At 64.6% G+C, this 13,284-nt stretch carries 11 protein-coding genes and 1 tRNA gene; 1 reads left to right on the top strand and 11 read right to left on the bottom strand.

The genetic code is table 11. The features are described from left to right. Nucleotides 1-51 precede the first annotated feature (51 nt). The 3 genes from LXM55_RS19175 to LXM55_RS19165 form a co-directional block, all read right to left on the bottom strand. A complete protein-coding gene (locus LXM55_RS19175) occupies nt 52-1,086 on the bottom strand; it encodes a DUF1214 domain-containing protein (RefSeq protein WP_233321825.1) in 1,035 nt (344 codons plus the stop codon). Nucleotides 1,087-1,258: 172 nt separating this feature from the next. Continuing rightward, complete coding sequence (locus LXM55_RS19170) at nt 1,259-2,242, bottom strand: helix-turn-helix domain-containing protein (RefSeq protein ID WP_233321824.1); 984 nt, start codon at nt 2,240-2,242, stop codon at nt 1,259-1,261. Nucleotides 2,243-2,634: 392 nt separating this feature from the next. After that, nucleotides 2,635-2,710, bottom strand: a tRNA-Thr gene (locus LXM55_RS19165). Nucleotides 2,711-2,921: 211 nt separating this feature from the next. Between LXM55_RS19165 and LXM55_RS19160 the strand changes: the two genes are divergently transcribed. Continuing rightward, nucleotides 2,922-3,566 (top strand): amidase, encoded by a 645-nt coding sequence (locus LXM55_RS19160; RefSeq protein ID WP_233321823.1) that lies wholly within the window; start codon nt 2,922-2,924, stop codon nt 3,564-3,566. A 48-nt stretch (nt 3,567-3,614) separates the two neighbouring features. Here LXM55_RS19160 and LXM55_RS19155 read toward each other — a convergent pair whose 3' ends face one another. The 8 genes from LXM55_RS19155 to LXM55_RS19120 all read right to left on the bottom strand — a co-directional run bounded on the left by LXM55_RS19155 (nt 3,615) and on the right by LXM55_RS19120 (nt 13,254). Beyond that, nucleotides 3,615-3,836, bottom strand: coding sequence for a formate dehydrogenase subunit delta (locus tag LXM55_RS19155; protein WP_233321822.1), 222 nt, complete (start codon nt 3,834-3,836; stop codon nt 3,615-3,617). Continuing rightward, entirely contained in the window at nt 3,833-6,730 is a 2,898-nt protein-coding gene (gene fdhF / locus LXM55_RS19150; RefSeq protein WP_233321821.1) for a formate dehydrogenase subunit alpha, read from the bottom strand. The genes LXM55_RS19155 and fdhF overlap by 4 nt, the downstream gene beginning before the upstream one ends. Further along, entirely contained in the window at nt 6,727-8,286 is a 1,560-nt protein-coding gene (locus LXM55_RS19145) for an NADH-ubiquinone oxidoreductase-F iron-sulfur binding region domain-containing protein (protein ID WP_233321820.1), read from the bottom strand. Before LXM55_RS19145 ends, fdhF begins: the two co-directional genes overlap by 4 nt. Beyond that, nucleotides 8,286-8,762: a formate dehydrogenase subunit gamma gene (locus LXM55_RS19140; RefSeq protein WP_233321819.1), complete on the bottom strand. Its 477-nt coding sequence runs from the start codon at nt 8,760-8,762 to the stop codon at nt 8,286-8,288. Before LXM55_RS19140 ends, LXM55_RS19145 begins: the two co-directional genes overlap by 1 nt. A 526-nt stretch (nt 8,763-9,288) precedes the next feature. Beyond that, nucleotides 9,289-10,104 (bottom strand): ABC transporter permease, encoded by an 816-nt coding sequence (locus LXM55_RS19135; protein WP_047335440.1) that lies wholly within the window; start codon nt 10,102-10,104, stop codon nt 9,289-9,291. A 7-nt stretch (nt 10,105-10,111) separates the two neighbouring features. Beyond that, entirely contained in the window at nt 10,112-10,948 is an 837-nt protein-coding gene (locus LXM55_RS19130; RefSeq protein ID WP_233321818.1) for an ABC transporter permease, read from the bottom strand. A 10-nt stretch (nt 10,949-10,958) separates the two neighbouring features. After that, nucleotides 10,959-12,071, bottom strand: coding sequence for an ABC transporter substrate-binding protein (locus LXM55_RS19125; RefSeq protein WP_233321817.1), 1,113 nt, complete (start codon nt 12,069-12,071; stop codon nt 10,959-10,961). Nucleotides 12,072-12,162: 91 nt separating this feature from the next. Further along, entirely contained in the window at nt 12,163-13,254 is a 1,092-nt protein-coding gene (locus LXM55_RS19120) for an ABC transporter ATP-binding protein (RefSeq protein WP_233321816.1), read from the bottom strand. Nucleotides 13,255-13,284: the final 30 nt, after the last annotated feature.

Below are 13,284 nucleotides of genomic sequence, written 5' to 3'. Positions count from 1 at the left end.
CAGCGTTTGCGCTTGTGTATAAGTTTCAGCACTTCTTAGTGGATGCCTTGACTAGAGCCCGATGGGCTGCGGCTGGGGAAAACTCCACTGGCCACTGAGTATTTCGTTGCTTGGCCGATAGAGCCTGACCGTATAGTTCCAACCGGGCGTGGTCGGCAGGCAATTGACGATCTTGGCGTCGCAAGCCCCGAACTGGATGACAATCGAGCCGTCATCACTTTTTTTGGCCGTGAGGTTATTCAGCGAATAGACATCAGAAGGGTTTTTCTGGAAGTAGCCGTCGGCGTTGTAAACACTCACGGACCAGAAACTGTTGACCGGCACCTGCCCCACCTTGAGACGGTAAACGGTTTTCCCATCGTTGCGCGGTATCACGCCGCCGAGGTAGATGGCGTCCTTGCTGGGGTTTCCGCCCCAGCCGGTTGCTGTGCCGATCAGGTGATGGATCGGATTGACCCTGCCCTTGGGGCCAAAGGACTGGTTGTAGTTGGGTATCGTCGAACCCAGGACCGCCAGGGCATCGCGCACCTGTTTCTGGCTGGCCTGATCCCACTTGGGCACCACGAATTCCCCGACCTTGGCCTGGCTGACCCTGATTGCGTCCTGCAGCACATGCACCTGCTCAAGGTCCTTGCGCTCCGTGGGATCGAAGAACAGGCGGACGGCGACGAAGACATAGCGGGTACCGATCACCTCTTTCGTCAGCCTATGGTCGCCGGCACCGTAGATGACCGCGGGTACGTAGTGGTCTTCATTGACCACTTGCATCGACATGAACCGCTTGCCGGCCTCAGGCAACGTGATGGTGACCGGGCCAGCATCGAGGTCGAACACGGCCGACGAATACAGCGTGTCGCGATTCATGCGGATGACATTCTGAGCGTCGATGGGAACCGGTTCGCGGTTATGCACAAACCGACCCAGGCCGCCATCCGCGACGGTCTTGCCCATGTAGAGGTCGGACTCGGCACGGATAAAATTGTCGACCCCCACCAAGAGCGTCGTATCAGTGGACGACTGGGCATTAACACTGCCGAAAGTTGCCAATGTCAGAGCGACAATGCACGCCGTGGATGAACAGGACATTTAAACCTCGTGGGCTTTTAAGTGGGCATCAGTTTTTCAAACTTTATAAGAAGGCCCCGCTGGAAACTTGCCATTTGGTGCCAAAAACCAAGCGAGTGCGTGCCGCGAAGACGAACTTTGAAGTCAGTCAGTTGCAGGGAGTAAGGGGGGGCGAGAAAGGTTGAAGAGCCAGTTAGCGATCGCGTTTCAAGAGGGCGCGGTAGTGCGACGGTGAACTCCCGGTCCAACGCTTGAAGGCACGGGTGAAGTGAGCTTGATCGCTGTAGCCCACCCTGTAGGCAATTTCGGTCGCGGTGTATCGACCGCTGGCAATGAGTTGAAGTGCTTCACTGCGGCGAGTCTCGTCACGCAAGTCTTCGAAGTCGATACCGCAGGATTTAAGGCGCCGCTGCAATGTTCGAGTAGACAGCCCCACGTTCCTTGAGATCACGCCCAGTTTGGATTGATCCTGATCCGCGATCCGCTCGCTGAGCACGCCGGCGGCGGCCACGGTCGACCTCAAGGCTTCGGTGACTTTCCAGGCATCGTCCCGAGCGGGTTGCAGGGGCGTGTCGAGCAACTCACGGTCGAATTCGATCATGTTGTACTGCGCGTTCATTTCCAGGTGGGGCCCCAGGTATTCCTCCAGCGCCTCATCTCCTCGTTCCCTTGGGTTTTGCAGATGCACGCGTATGGCGCCAGGCTCACCGGACATGAGCGGTACTTTTCTGAGCAGCGCCAGCGTGCCGAGAATGACCTGCTTCGGATCCGCCCCGTGCTGCCCGGTAAATCGATGGATGAGTTTTGTCGTACGGCCTTCGGTGATGATTTTTACCTCTCCTCCCTGATGCAGTAAGTCCGTATGGATCGACGCCACCGCACAAGCTTGAGCGAGGTTGGTCGAACCCAAGATCAGCTCGCCCCAGGCACCGAGTGAACGCACCTCGATCAGGTGCCCCACCGTTGCCCCGCCGAAGGGGTCCTGGGCGATGGCGGCCATTTCATTGGCAATATGAAAGCAGGTCGCTCGCGGCACCCAGGCATCAGGGTATTGAAAGACATGCGGGGAAATACCGTAGCGCCGGAAGAACTCCAGCGGCGACACCCCGCGCATGCTCAGATAGGGCGCTATTTGTTGAAGCGTGCTGAGTTTGATCGAGGGCGTTGCATTCGTCATGAGCCTTCGCCCCCTGTTTAAGGCAATGCACGTGAAAACCGTCCTGGGCCGCAGGGAAACACTAGCGCAATTTTTTGCTCAGGTCGTACTAACGGCAGCACGTTAAAACAATGCGTGATTCAGCGACAAGATCAGGGGCCACGCTGTGCCGTGTGCAGATGGGGCTCAAGGATAAAAAGGCAAAGGAATTTGTGGACGCTGAGTGCTATTGGGGACCAAGGCCCTTGCGGCCGGTGAGGGGGCCCACTGACGCGGGGCGGGGCGTTGCTTCATCGACAGCCGTTGTTCTTCCTGTCTACGGCTGTGGATAACTTGAACAGGGGGGGCTAGGGCATCACCCAGGCCCCAGAAACAACAAAGCCCCTGCATTTCTGCAGGGGCTTCGTTTTGTATGGTGCCGGCACCAGGAGTCGAACCCGGGACCTACTGATTACAAGTCAGTTGCTCTACCAACTGAGCTATACCGGCGTGTTAGGGCGACGATTATAGCGATTGGCGGGGTTCTGTAAACCCCTGAAATCTGACTATTTTTGCATGGGCCTGTGCGGGCTGTGTGCGCAGTGTTCCCCGGCACTCAAGGTTCATGCGCGATGAGGGGATGTTCCAGTGAAGACTGCCGGCACGCGGCCGATAGCCTGCTCAGCCGCTCATGCCGCTTCAAATAAAGGAAAGATCAGTCATGAAACCCAGAAATATCACCTTGCTGGCGCTGCTGTCGTTGCTCGGTGCTTGCAGTGTCAAACCGGTGCTGCCCTATTCGGAACCACCCCTGAGTGTGCCAACCGCGCAGTTGCGGGTGATCACCAACGGTGAGGTGCGTGGGGAGGCTTATGCCGGTTGCCTGGGGGACAGCAAGCGCCTGGCCAAGGCCGGGCGTTTTGGCAGTAATCAGCAAGCCAATATCAATTACCCGCAGTTTCCGTTGCAGCCGCGGCAGATCGACATGCTGCCGCGCTTCGCGCCGAAGCTGCCGGCCTACGTTGGCTCGATCCGCATGGGAGAGGGCGCGTACCACGAGATTGTCACCGAGTATCGGGTGCCGGCGGGGCGGCCTTTTTTGCTGGAAGGAGGTGGGGTGTCGGCCGCTGGATCCGGCAGCACCTATCGCACCTGTCCTGAGGTGAAGAAGGTGGTGGTGTTCGAGCCGGGCAAGAGTTACGAAGCCTACGTCGGCCTGAACTACATCCCCCAGGCCAGTGGTGAAACCGCAGCGATGTGTGCCTTTGCGGTGTACCAGCTGTTGCCTCTGGGCAAGCCGGGGGCGGTGATGCCGCTGGCGCTCCAGGCCAAGCCACCGGTGGACAGAAAATGCCCGGGTAACTGAGCCGCTGCAGGATCCCCGGCCTGCTGCAACAAGCCGGGGCGTGCGGGTTCAGGCCTCCCAGCCGGTGTCGCGCAGCGCTTGCTGCACCAGTGGGTGCAGTTCGGCGCCTTGCTGCTCGGTCTGCCAGGCCAGCAGTTCCTTGCGCATGGCCGGGGTCCAGAACATCTGCATGTGGTTGCGCACGCTGAGCACCGCCTGTGCCTGATCCGGCTCGTTGGCAAAGTACGAGGCGATCTGGTTGGCCATCTTGATCAGGTTGGCGGTGCTCATCGGCGCATCTCCGCCTTGCCATCTCGGGAGCGGCCGCGCTTGTCCAGCAGGCGATGCTGTTCGTCGCTGAATGCCTGGTAGCGCTTCTGCCATTCGGAAGGGTGGTAGACGCGGCTGACTTCCACCGCCGTGACCTTGTACTCCGGACAGTTGGTGGCCCAGTCGGAGTTGTCGGTGGTGATCACGTTGGCCCCCGACTCGGGGAAGTGGAAGGTGGTGTAGACCACCCCCGGTGCCACCCGCTCGGTGACCCGGGCGCGCAGCACGGTCTGCCCGGCGCGGCTGCCGATGCCGACCCAGTCGCCTTCGTTGATGCCCCGGCTCTCGGCGTCGGTGGGGTGGATTTCCAGGCGGTCCTCGGCGTGCCAGGCAACGTTGTCGGTGCGCCGGGTCTGGGCGCCGACGTTGTACTGGCTGAGGATCCGGCCGGTGGTCAGCAGCAGCGGGTAGCGGCTGTTGACCTTCTCGTCGGTGGGCACGTAGCCGGTGAGCATGAAGCGCCCCTTGCCGCGCACGAATTCGTCGATGTGCATGGTCGGCGTGCCGTCCGGGGCGGCGTCGTTGCACGGCCATTGCAGGCTGCCGTGACGGTCCAGGCTGGCGTAGCTGACACCGGTGAAGGTCGGGGTCAGGCGGGCGATTTCATCCATGATTTCCGAGGGATGGCTGTAGTGCATCGGGTAGCCCAGGGCCGCCGCCAGGGCCAGGGTGCCTTCCCAGTCGGCCTTGCCACCCAGCGGTTCCATGACCTTGCGCACCCGCGAGATGCGCCGTTCGGCGTTGGTGAAGGTGCCGTCCTTTTCCAGGAACGAGCTGCCCGGCAGGAACACATGGGCGAACTTGGCGGTTTCGTTGAGGAAGATGTCCTGCACCACCACGCATTCCATGGCCGACAGGGCGGCGGTCACGTGCTGGGTGTTGGGGTCGCTCTGGGCGATGTCCTCGCCCTGGCAGTACAGGCCCTTGAAGCTGCCGCCCAGGGCCGCTTCGAACATGTTGGGAATGCGCAGCCCGGGGTCGGCTTGCAGGGTGACGTTCCAGGCCTGCTCGAACTCCTGGCGCACGGTCTGGTTGGAGATGTGCCGGTAGCCCGGCAGCTCGTGGGGGAAGGAGCCCATGTCGCAGGAGCCCTGGACGTTGTTCTGGCCCCGCAGCGGGTTCACGCCCACCCCTTCACGACCGATGTTGCCGGTGGCCATGGCCAGGTTGGCAATGCCCATCACCGAGGTGCTGCCCTGGCTGTGTTCGGTGACGCCCAGGCCGTAGTAGATCGCCGCGTTGCCGCCGGTGGCGTACAAGCGCGCGGCGGCGCGGATATCGGCGGCGGGCACGCCACAGATGGCGCCGAGCACTTCCGGCGAGTTGTCGGCGCGGCTGACGAAGGCGCTCCACTGGGCGAAGGCTTCCGGCTCGCAGCGGGCTTCGACGAATGCCTGGTTGACCAGGCCCTCGGTAACGATCACATGGGCCAGGGCATTGAGCATGGCCACGTTGGTGCCCGGGCGCAGGGCCAGGTGCAGTTCGGCGCGGGCGTGCACCGAGTCCACCAGGTCGATGCGTCGCGGGTCGATGACGATCAGCTTGGCCCCTTCACGCAGGCGCCGCTTGAGCTGGGAGCCGAACACCGGGTGCGCGTCGCTGGGGTTGGCGCCCATCACCAGGATCACATCGGCCTGCATCACCGAGTCGAAGCTCTGGGTGCCGGCGGACTCCCCCAGGGTCTGCTTGAGGCCGTAGCCGGTGGGTGAATGGCAGACGCGGGCGCAGGTGTCGACGTTGTTGTTGCCGAAGGCCGCCCGCACCAGTTTCTGCACCAGGTAAGTCTCTTCGTTGGTGCAGCGGCTGGAAGTGATGCCGCCGATGGAGTCGCGGCCGTACTTGAACTGGATGCGCCGCAGCTCGCTGGCGGCGTAGGTCACCGCTTCGTCCCAGCTGACTTCCTGCCACGGGTCGCTGATGTGCTTGCGGATCATCGGTTTGGTGATGCGGTCCGGGTGGGTGGCGTAGCCCCAGGCGAAGCGACCCTTGACGCAGGAGTGGCCGTGGTTGGCCTGGCCGTTCTTGTCCGGGACCATGCGCACCAGTTGGTCGCCCTTCATCTCGGCGCGGAACGAGCAGCCGACCCCGCAGTAGGCACAGGTGGTGATCACCGCGCGTTCCGGCTGGCCCATTTCCACCACGCTTTTTTCCATCAGGGTCGCGGTGGGGCAGGCTTGCACACAGGCACCGCAGGACACGCATTCGGAGTCCAGGAAGTTGTCGCCACCGGCCGCCGCGACCCGGGATTCGAAGCCGCGGCCGCTGATGGTCAGGGCGAAGGTGCCCTGGGTTTCCTCGCAGGCGCGCACGCAGCGGTTGCAGACGATGCACTTGCTCGGGTCGTAGTCGAAGTAGGGGTTGGAGGTGTCTTTCTGGTCTTGCAGGTGGTTGGCGCCGTCATAGCCGTAGCGCACTTCCCGCAGGCCCACCTGGCCGGCCACGGTCTGCAGTTCGCAGTTGCCGTTGGCCGAGCAGGTCAGGCAGTCCAGCGGGTGGTCGGAGATGTACAGCTCCATCACGTTACGCCGCAGGGTCGCCAGCTTCGGTGTTTGCGTATGCACCACCATGCCTTCGCTGACCGGGGTGGTGCAGGAGGCCGGGTAGCCGCGCATGCCGTCGATCTCCACCAGGCACATGCGGCACGAGCCGAAGGCTTCCAGGCTGTCGGTGGCGCAGAGTTTGGGGATGGTGGTGCCCATCAGGGCTGCGGCGCGCATTACCGAAGTGCCCTGGGGCACGCTGATGCTGCGCCCGTCGATGTTCAGGCTGACCTGCACCTGGCTGTCGCGGGCCGGGGTGCCGAAGTCCACGGCATTGAGGTCGATGTCTGTGGCTGGGTCGAAAATGCTGATCATTGCTCGGCCTCCGAGGGCGCCAGACCGAAGTCGGCGGGGAAGTGCTTCAGGGCGCTGGCCACCGGGTAGGACGTCATCCCGCCCAGGGCGCACAGCGAGCCGTATTGCAGGGTGTCGCACAGGTCCTTGAGGATGATCGCCTGGGTCTGGCGATCCTCGGCCTGTGGCGCGGCCAGCAGGCGGTCGATGACCTCCACGCCGCGGGTCGAACCGATGCGGCACGGGGTGCATTTGCCGCAGGATTCCTCGGCGCAGAATTGCAGGGCGAAGCGCGCCATGTGGGCCATGTCCAGGCTGTCATCGGCGACCACCACGCCGCCGTGGCCGAGCATCGCGCCCATGGCGGCGAAGGCTTCGTAATCCAGCGGCGTATCGAACTGCGCCGGCGGCACCCAGGCGCCAAGAGGGCCGCCCACTTGCGCGGCCTTCAGCGGCCGGCCGCTGGCAGTGCCGCCGCCGTAGCCTTCCACCAGCTCGCGCAGGGTCAGGCCGAAGGCCCGTTCCACCAGGCCACCATGACGCACGTTGCCCGCCAGTTGAAAGGGCATGGTGCCCAGGGAGCGGCCCATGCCGTAGTCGCGATAGAAGGCCGCGCCCTTTTCCAGGATCAGCGGCACCGAGGCCAGGGTCAGCACGTTGTGCACCAGGGTCGGCTGGCCGAACAGGCCTTGCAACGCCGGGATCGGCGGCTTGGCGCGGACGATGCCGCGCTTGCCTTCCAGGGAGTCCAGCAGGGCGGTTTCCTCGCCGCAGATATAGGCCCCGGCGCCGACCCGTACTTCCAGGTCGAAGGCCTGGCCGCTGCCGCCGGCATTGGCCCCGAGGTAACCGGCATCCCGGGCGATGTCCAGGGCCTCGCGCAGGGTCGCCACCGCCTGTGGGTATTCCGAGCGCACGTAGATGTAGCCGTAGCTGGCGCCGACCGCGAGGCCGGCAATGGCCATGCCTTCGATCAGCAGGAACGGGTCGCCTTCCATCAGCATGCGGTCGGCGAAGGTGCCGGAGTCGCCTTCGTCGGCGTTGCACACCACGTACTTCTGCTGCGGCGGCGTGTCGCGCACGGTGCGCCATTTGATCCCGGCGGGGAACGCCGCGCCGCCACGGCCACGCAGGCCGGAATCGAGCACCGCGGCCACGGTCTGCTCACCGCCCAGGGCGATGGAACGGTCCAGCCCCTCGAAGCCGCCATGGGCCCGATAGTCCGCCAGGGACAGCGGCCGGGTAATACCGGCGCGGGCGAACAGCAAGCGTTGCTGGCTTTTCAGATAGGGCAGGTCTTCCACCCGGCCCAGGGCCAGGGGATGGCTGGCGGGATCGCCTTGCAGGGCATCGAGCAACGAAGGCACGTCGGCGACGCTCAGCGGGCCAAAGCCCAGGCGCCCGTCCGGGGTGTCGACTTCCAAAAGCGGCTCCAGCCAGTACAGGCCACGGGAGCTGGTGCGTTGCAGTTGCAGCGGCAGGTGGCGCTGTTCGGCCTGGGCGGCGATGGCGGCGGCCACCGCGTCGGCGCCCACGGCCCGGGCCAGGGAATCACAGGGCAGATAGAGGCTCGGCATCACGCGTCCTCCCGGCAGCTGTCCAGCAGCGCATCCAGGCGTTCGGCGCTGACCCGGGCGTGCAGTTGCCCGTCCAGTTCCAGGGCCGGCGAACAGGCACAGGCCCCCAGGCAATACACCGGTCGCAGGCTGATGGAACCGTCGGCGCTGCTGCCGTGGTCATCCAGCTGCAGGCGCTCGCGCAATTGCGCCGCCAGCTGCTCGGAGCCGCGGCTCTGGCAGGACTCGGCACGGCACAGGCGCAGGATGTGCCGCGCCGGCGGCGCGGTGCGGAAATCATGGTAGAAGCTGATCACCCCGCGCACTTCCGCCTGGCTCTGATTGAGCGCATGGGCGATGTCCGGGACGGCCAGATCGGGGACGTAGCCGAGCTCCTGCTGAATCTGGTGGAGAATCGGCAACAGCGCGCCCGGGGAGCCCTTGTGACGCTCCAGCAGGGCGTGGATCAACGGCAGGTGCAGTGTTTCATCAGGCATACAGCAATTCCTCACGGTCACGGACACACCTGGTGGTTGTCGGCTGTCCGAAAGTGTCGGCTGCGACACTGGTTGCCACGTCACGGTAGCGCGGCGTTTCAGGCCGTTGGCCATGCACCCTGAATGGGCATCTTGTTGTACCCGGCGCGGTCGTTGCCGCACCTGTTCAGGGCATAAAGGGCAGCTTGACACGCTGCCTCTGATTGATCCGCACGAAAGCGACTTGCTCAGTTCCGAATACGACCACTCATTGAGTCTAGAAGAGCCTGGGCAACCGGGTGCAGCGAGCGGCGCACTATCGGACAAAACCGTGGGCGCGGGGCATGACTTCGGTCAGCTCGAAGGCCGATAGCCGAGGAGGTTGGCAAGGAGGAGGGTGGGCACCGTGGCGAGGGAGCTTGCTCCCGCTGGCTGGCGAAGCCGGCCCAATGCCTGAATCCCGGATCTTGCAGGCTGACCACGGATTCAGGCGTTGCGGCCGCTGCGCGCCCGAGCGCGAGCAAGCTCCCTCGCCACGTAGCGGTGGCTAGGGGCGGGCGCGGCGCTGGGCGGCGTATTGCAGGGCCAGGCGGCCCATGAGCACCAGCAGGGTCAGGCCGATCAGCAGCACCGAGATCGCCGCCACGCTGGGGTCGACGTTGTCCCGCAAGCCGCTCCAGATCCGCCGCGGCAAGGTGTTGACGTCGACGCTGGTGATGAACAGGGTCACCGCCACCTCCTCCCAGGACAGGGCAAAGCTCAGCAGCGCGGTGGAGAAGATCCCCAGCTTGAGGTTCGGCAGCATCACCAGGAAGGTGGTCTGCATCAGGCTCGCGCCGAGGTTGCGCGAAGCCAGCTCGATGCGCCGGTCCACCTGGCTCAGGGCCACCAGCATGGTCACCACGCCGTAGGGCACCACCATCACCACGTGGGCGATCACCACCCCGGGCAAGGTGTCGTAGCCCCAGCCCGGGGCGATGCGCCCGAGGTTGGTTTCCATGAAGTACAGCACCAGCGCCGAGATCACCGGCGGAATGGCCATGGGCAGCAGCACCAGGCCGATCAGCAGGGTCGCCAGGCGCGAGCGCAGGTACCAGATGCCGAGGCTGAAACTCACCGCCAGCAAGGTGGCGATCAGGCTGGTGGCGCTGGCAATCGCCAGGCTCTGGCCGATGCTCGACAGCCAGTCGGGGTTGCTCAGCAGCGCCTCATAGTGCCGCAGCGACCAGTTGCCGTCCGGCATCGACAGGTAGCGCTTGGCGGTGAACGACACCGGGATCACCGTCAGCAGCGGGAACAGCATGAAGGCCATGGCGACCACAGCGATCAGCCGGGTACTCAATGCAGTGCGATGTGTATTCATAGTGACCTCAACCCACCAGTCGATTGACACGGGTGACGCGCAGCAGCAGCCAGATCAGCGCGCTGACCAGGGCCAGCAGCACCAGGCTCAGGGCCGCGCCCAGGCCCCAGTTGCTGGTCTGGAACATCTGCAGGAACACGTACTCGGCGATCATCACCGTCTGCCCGCCGCCCAGCAGCACCGGGGTGATGAAAAAGCCCAGGCAGAACACGAAGACCATGATGAAGGCCCCCAAGAGCCCCGGCAGGGTCTGCGGCAGCAGCACTTGCCAGAAGGTCCGCAGCGCGCCGGCCCCCAGGCCGCGCGAGGCCAGCAGCACCCGTTGATCCAGCTGGCGCATGCTCGACAGCAGCGGGAACAGCGCATACGGAATCATGAAGTGCAGCATGCCGATCACCACCCCCAGCTCGTTGCGGGTCAGCTGCAACGGGTGGTCGATCCAGCCCAGGGACAGCAGGCTGTCATTGACCACGCCGTTGCTGCGCAGGGCGATCAGCCAGCCGAAGGCCCGCACCAGCACCGAGATCCAGAACGGGATGAACACGCAGATCTCCACCATGCGCTGCCAGAACGGCGGGCTGAACACCCAGCAGTAGGCCAGCAGGTAGCCGATCACCAGGGCCAGGAGGCTCACGGTCAGGCACAGGCGCAGGGTGCGCAGGAGCATGTCGTGGATCGCCGGGTCCGTGGCAATGCGCTGGTACTGCTCGATTCCGGGCTCGGGCAGGGTGAAGCTCCAGCTCACCACGCCGAAGAACGGCAACAGGTAGAACACCACCAGCAGCAGCGGCAGCGGGAACAGCAGCAGGCTGCGTTCCAGGCGCGCGGTTCGGGTTGCACTCATGGTCGACGGCTCACTTGGAGAGGTGGGTCAGGTACTGCTCCAGGGTGCTGGAGTAGTGGTCGGCGTACCACTGGGTATTGAGGAAGATCTGCTTCTTCATGTTGGCTTCGGAGGCGCAGTTGATCTCCCGCTGCTCGGCGCTCATCAGTTGCTGGGTGGCGGCGTTGGACGGGCCGTTGCCCAGGGCTTCGAACAGCTTCAACTGGCCGGCCGGCTGCAAGGCGTGCTGGATGAACTGCATGGCCGGCGCGGCGCCCGCCGGGTTGTCCTTGAGCACGCCCCAACTGCTGGCGTTGAGGAAGGCATTGTCGAAGCCCCATTTGATGCGCCCGTCGCTGTCCTCGTGGAGCAGGGTGGCGCGGGTGTGCCAGATGGCGCCCATGGAGGCTTCGCCTTCGATCATCAGTTGCTGGCTTTCCGCGCCCGAGCCCCAGAACGACAGGACGTGGGGCTTGAGCTCATCGATCTTGCGCAAGGCTCGGGGCACGTCCAGCGGGTACAACTGGTCGGCGGCCACGCCATCGGCCAGCAGCGCGGCTTCGAGCATGCCGTTCATCCATTTGTAGAGGGTGCGCTTGCCGGGGAATTTCTCCACGTTCCAGAAATCCGCCCAGTCCTTGGGGCCGTTGTTGCCGTATTTCTGGCTGTCCCAGGCGATCACGTAGCTGAACAGGTAGCCGGCGATGCCGTGCTCGTGGGACAGCGACGGCGCCACCAGGTCGCGTTGCACCACGCTGTAGTCCAGGGGTTGCAGGACCTTGTCGCGGCCCAGGGTCATGGCGCTGTAGCTGTCCACATCCACCACGTCCCAGCTTGGCCGGCCGCTGGCCAGCTGCGAGCGGATGGCGCCTTCGGTGGGGCCGGCGCCGTCGATGCGCACCGGGATGCCGGTGCTCTGGGTGAAGCTGTCGGTCCAGGCGCTGCGAAAGGCCTTGAGCGCATCGCCGCCCCAGTTGACCACCACCAGGGGCTTGTCCGCCGCCCAGCTGATGCCGCTGCGCAGCGCCAGCGGCACCGCTGCCAGCAGGCCCATGGCCTGGAGGAAGGTGCGGCGGCTGACCTGCCCGCCACGGGCTTTTTCGATGAGGATTTCGATGCAGTCGCGTTGGTGGTGCTGGCTCATGGGGCAAGTCCTCGCGAGGCCGATGCGCAAGGCGCCGGCCGATAGTGTTATTGGCTTTCTACGAAAACGGTCGACAGCGAGCGTGGCCGGCTCAGGCTTCCAGCAGGAGGCTGTGGCGCACGGGCCAGCTCAGCCACACCGGGGTGCCGCTGGGCAAGCGGGCGCCGGGGTGATCGCCAGGCACCGAGAGGTTGACCGGTGCCATTTGCGGGCTGATGTTCAGCGCCAGATGAGTGCTGGACCCCTGGTAGACCCGCTCGCCAAGGCAGGCGGGCAGCACGTTGTGTTCCCCCGCTTGCGGGCGCTCGGTGTGCAGGGTCATGTGTTCCGGGCGCACCGCCAGCAGCTGCGGCTGGCTGCTGATGTCCCCGGTCGTGGTGGCGTGCAGCGGGTTGTCGCCAAAGCGGCCGCTGGCCTGGCTGCCGGTGCGGGAAAGGCCCTGCAGCGGGAACAGGTTCATCTTGCCGAGGAACTCGGCGACGAAGCGGTTTTTCGGCCGGTCGTAGATGGTTTCCGGGGTGTCGATCTGCGCCAGCCGCCCCTGGTTGAAGATGGCGATGCGGGTCGACAGGGCCAGGGCTTCACCCTGGTCGTGGGTGACGAAGACGAAGCTGGTGCCGACCTGGCGGTGGATGCGTTGCAGCTCGGTCTGCAACTGCTCGCGCAGGTTCTTGTCGAGGGCCGAGAGGGGCTCGTCGAGCAGCAGCATGTCCGGCTCGAACACCAGGGCCCGGGCAATGGCCACGCGTTGCTGCTGGCCGCCGGAAAGCTCGGAGGGTTTCTTGTCCAGATGAGCCCCCAGGCCCACCACGTCGAGGATGTGCTTGACCCGGCGCTGGCGCTCTTCGGCCTTCACTCCACGAATGCGCAGCGGGTAGGCGACGTTGTCGGCCACGCTCATGTGCGGGAACAGCGCGTAGCCCTGGAACACCATGCCGTAGTTGCGTTTTTCCGCCGGCCGCCGGCTGATGTCCACGCCACGCTCCAGCAGCTTGCCGGCGCTGGGGGTGAGGAAGCCCGCGAGGATCATCAACAGGGTGGTCTTGCCTGAGCCGGAGGGGCCGAGCAAGGTGAGGAATTCGCCTTGGCGAACGTCGAGGTCAATGCCATCCAGGGCGGTGAAGTTGCCGTAAAACTGGCTGATTCCTTGGGCGCTGAGTTGAGTCGAGGGGCTACTGGACACTTCAGAAATCTCCCGGAAGCCCACCTGCAC

It is taken from the genome of Pseudomonas sp. Au-Pse12 (genome assembly GCF_021341665.1).
GTDB lineage: Bacteria > Pseudomonadota > Gammaproteobacteria > Pseudomonadales > Pseudomonadaceae > Aquipseudomonas.
Note: the sequence above shows the minus strand (reverse complement) of the source record. Positions and strands in the feature narration are given on the sequence as shown.

Bases quoted from the DNA above. Each gene is read 5' to 3' on its own strand.
- LXM55_RS19175 (WP_233321825.1), bottom strand. From the start codon at position 1,086: ATGTCCTGTTCATCCACGGCGTGCATTGTCGCTCTGACATTGGCAACT.
- LXM55_RS19140 (WP_233321819.1), bottom strand. From the start codon at position 8,762: ATGCCTGATGAAACACTGCACCTGCCGTTGATCCACGCCCTGCTGGAG.
- LXM55_RS19130 (WP_233321818.1), bottom strand. From the start codon at position 10,948: ATGAGTGCAACCCGAACCGCGCGCCTGGAACGCAGCCTGCTGCTGTTC.
- LXM55_RS19135 (WP_047335440.1), bottom strand. From the start codon at position 10,104: ATGAATACACATCGCACTGCATTGAGTACCCGGCTGATCGCTGTGGTC.
- LXM55_RS19145 (WP_233321820.1), bottom strand. From the start codon at position 8,286: ATGCCGAGCCTCTATCTGCCCTGTGATTCCCTGGCCCGGGCCGTGGGC.
- fdhF (WP_233321821.1), bottom strand. From the start codon at position 6,730: ATGATCAGCATTTTCGACCCAGCCACAGACATCGACCTCAATGCCGTG.
- LXM55_RS19125 (WP_233321817.1), bottom strand. From the start codon at position 12,071: ATGAGCCAGCACCACCAACGCGACTGCATCGAAATCCTCATCGAAAAA.
- LXM55_RS19155 (WP_233321822.1), bottom strand. From the start codon at position 3,836: ATGAGCACCGCCAACCTGATCAAGATGGCCAACCAGATCGCCTCGTAC.
- LXM55_RS19170 (WP_233321824.1), bottom strand. From the start codon at position 2,242: ATGACGAATGCAACGCCCTCGATCAAACTCAGCACGCTTCAACAAATA.
- LXM55_RS19160 (WP_233321823.1), top strand. From the start codon at position 2,922: ATGAAACCCAGAAATATCACCTTGCTGGCGCTGCTGTCGTTGCTCGGT.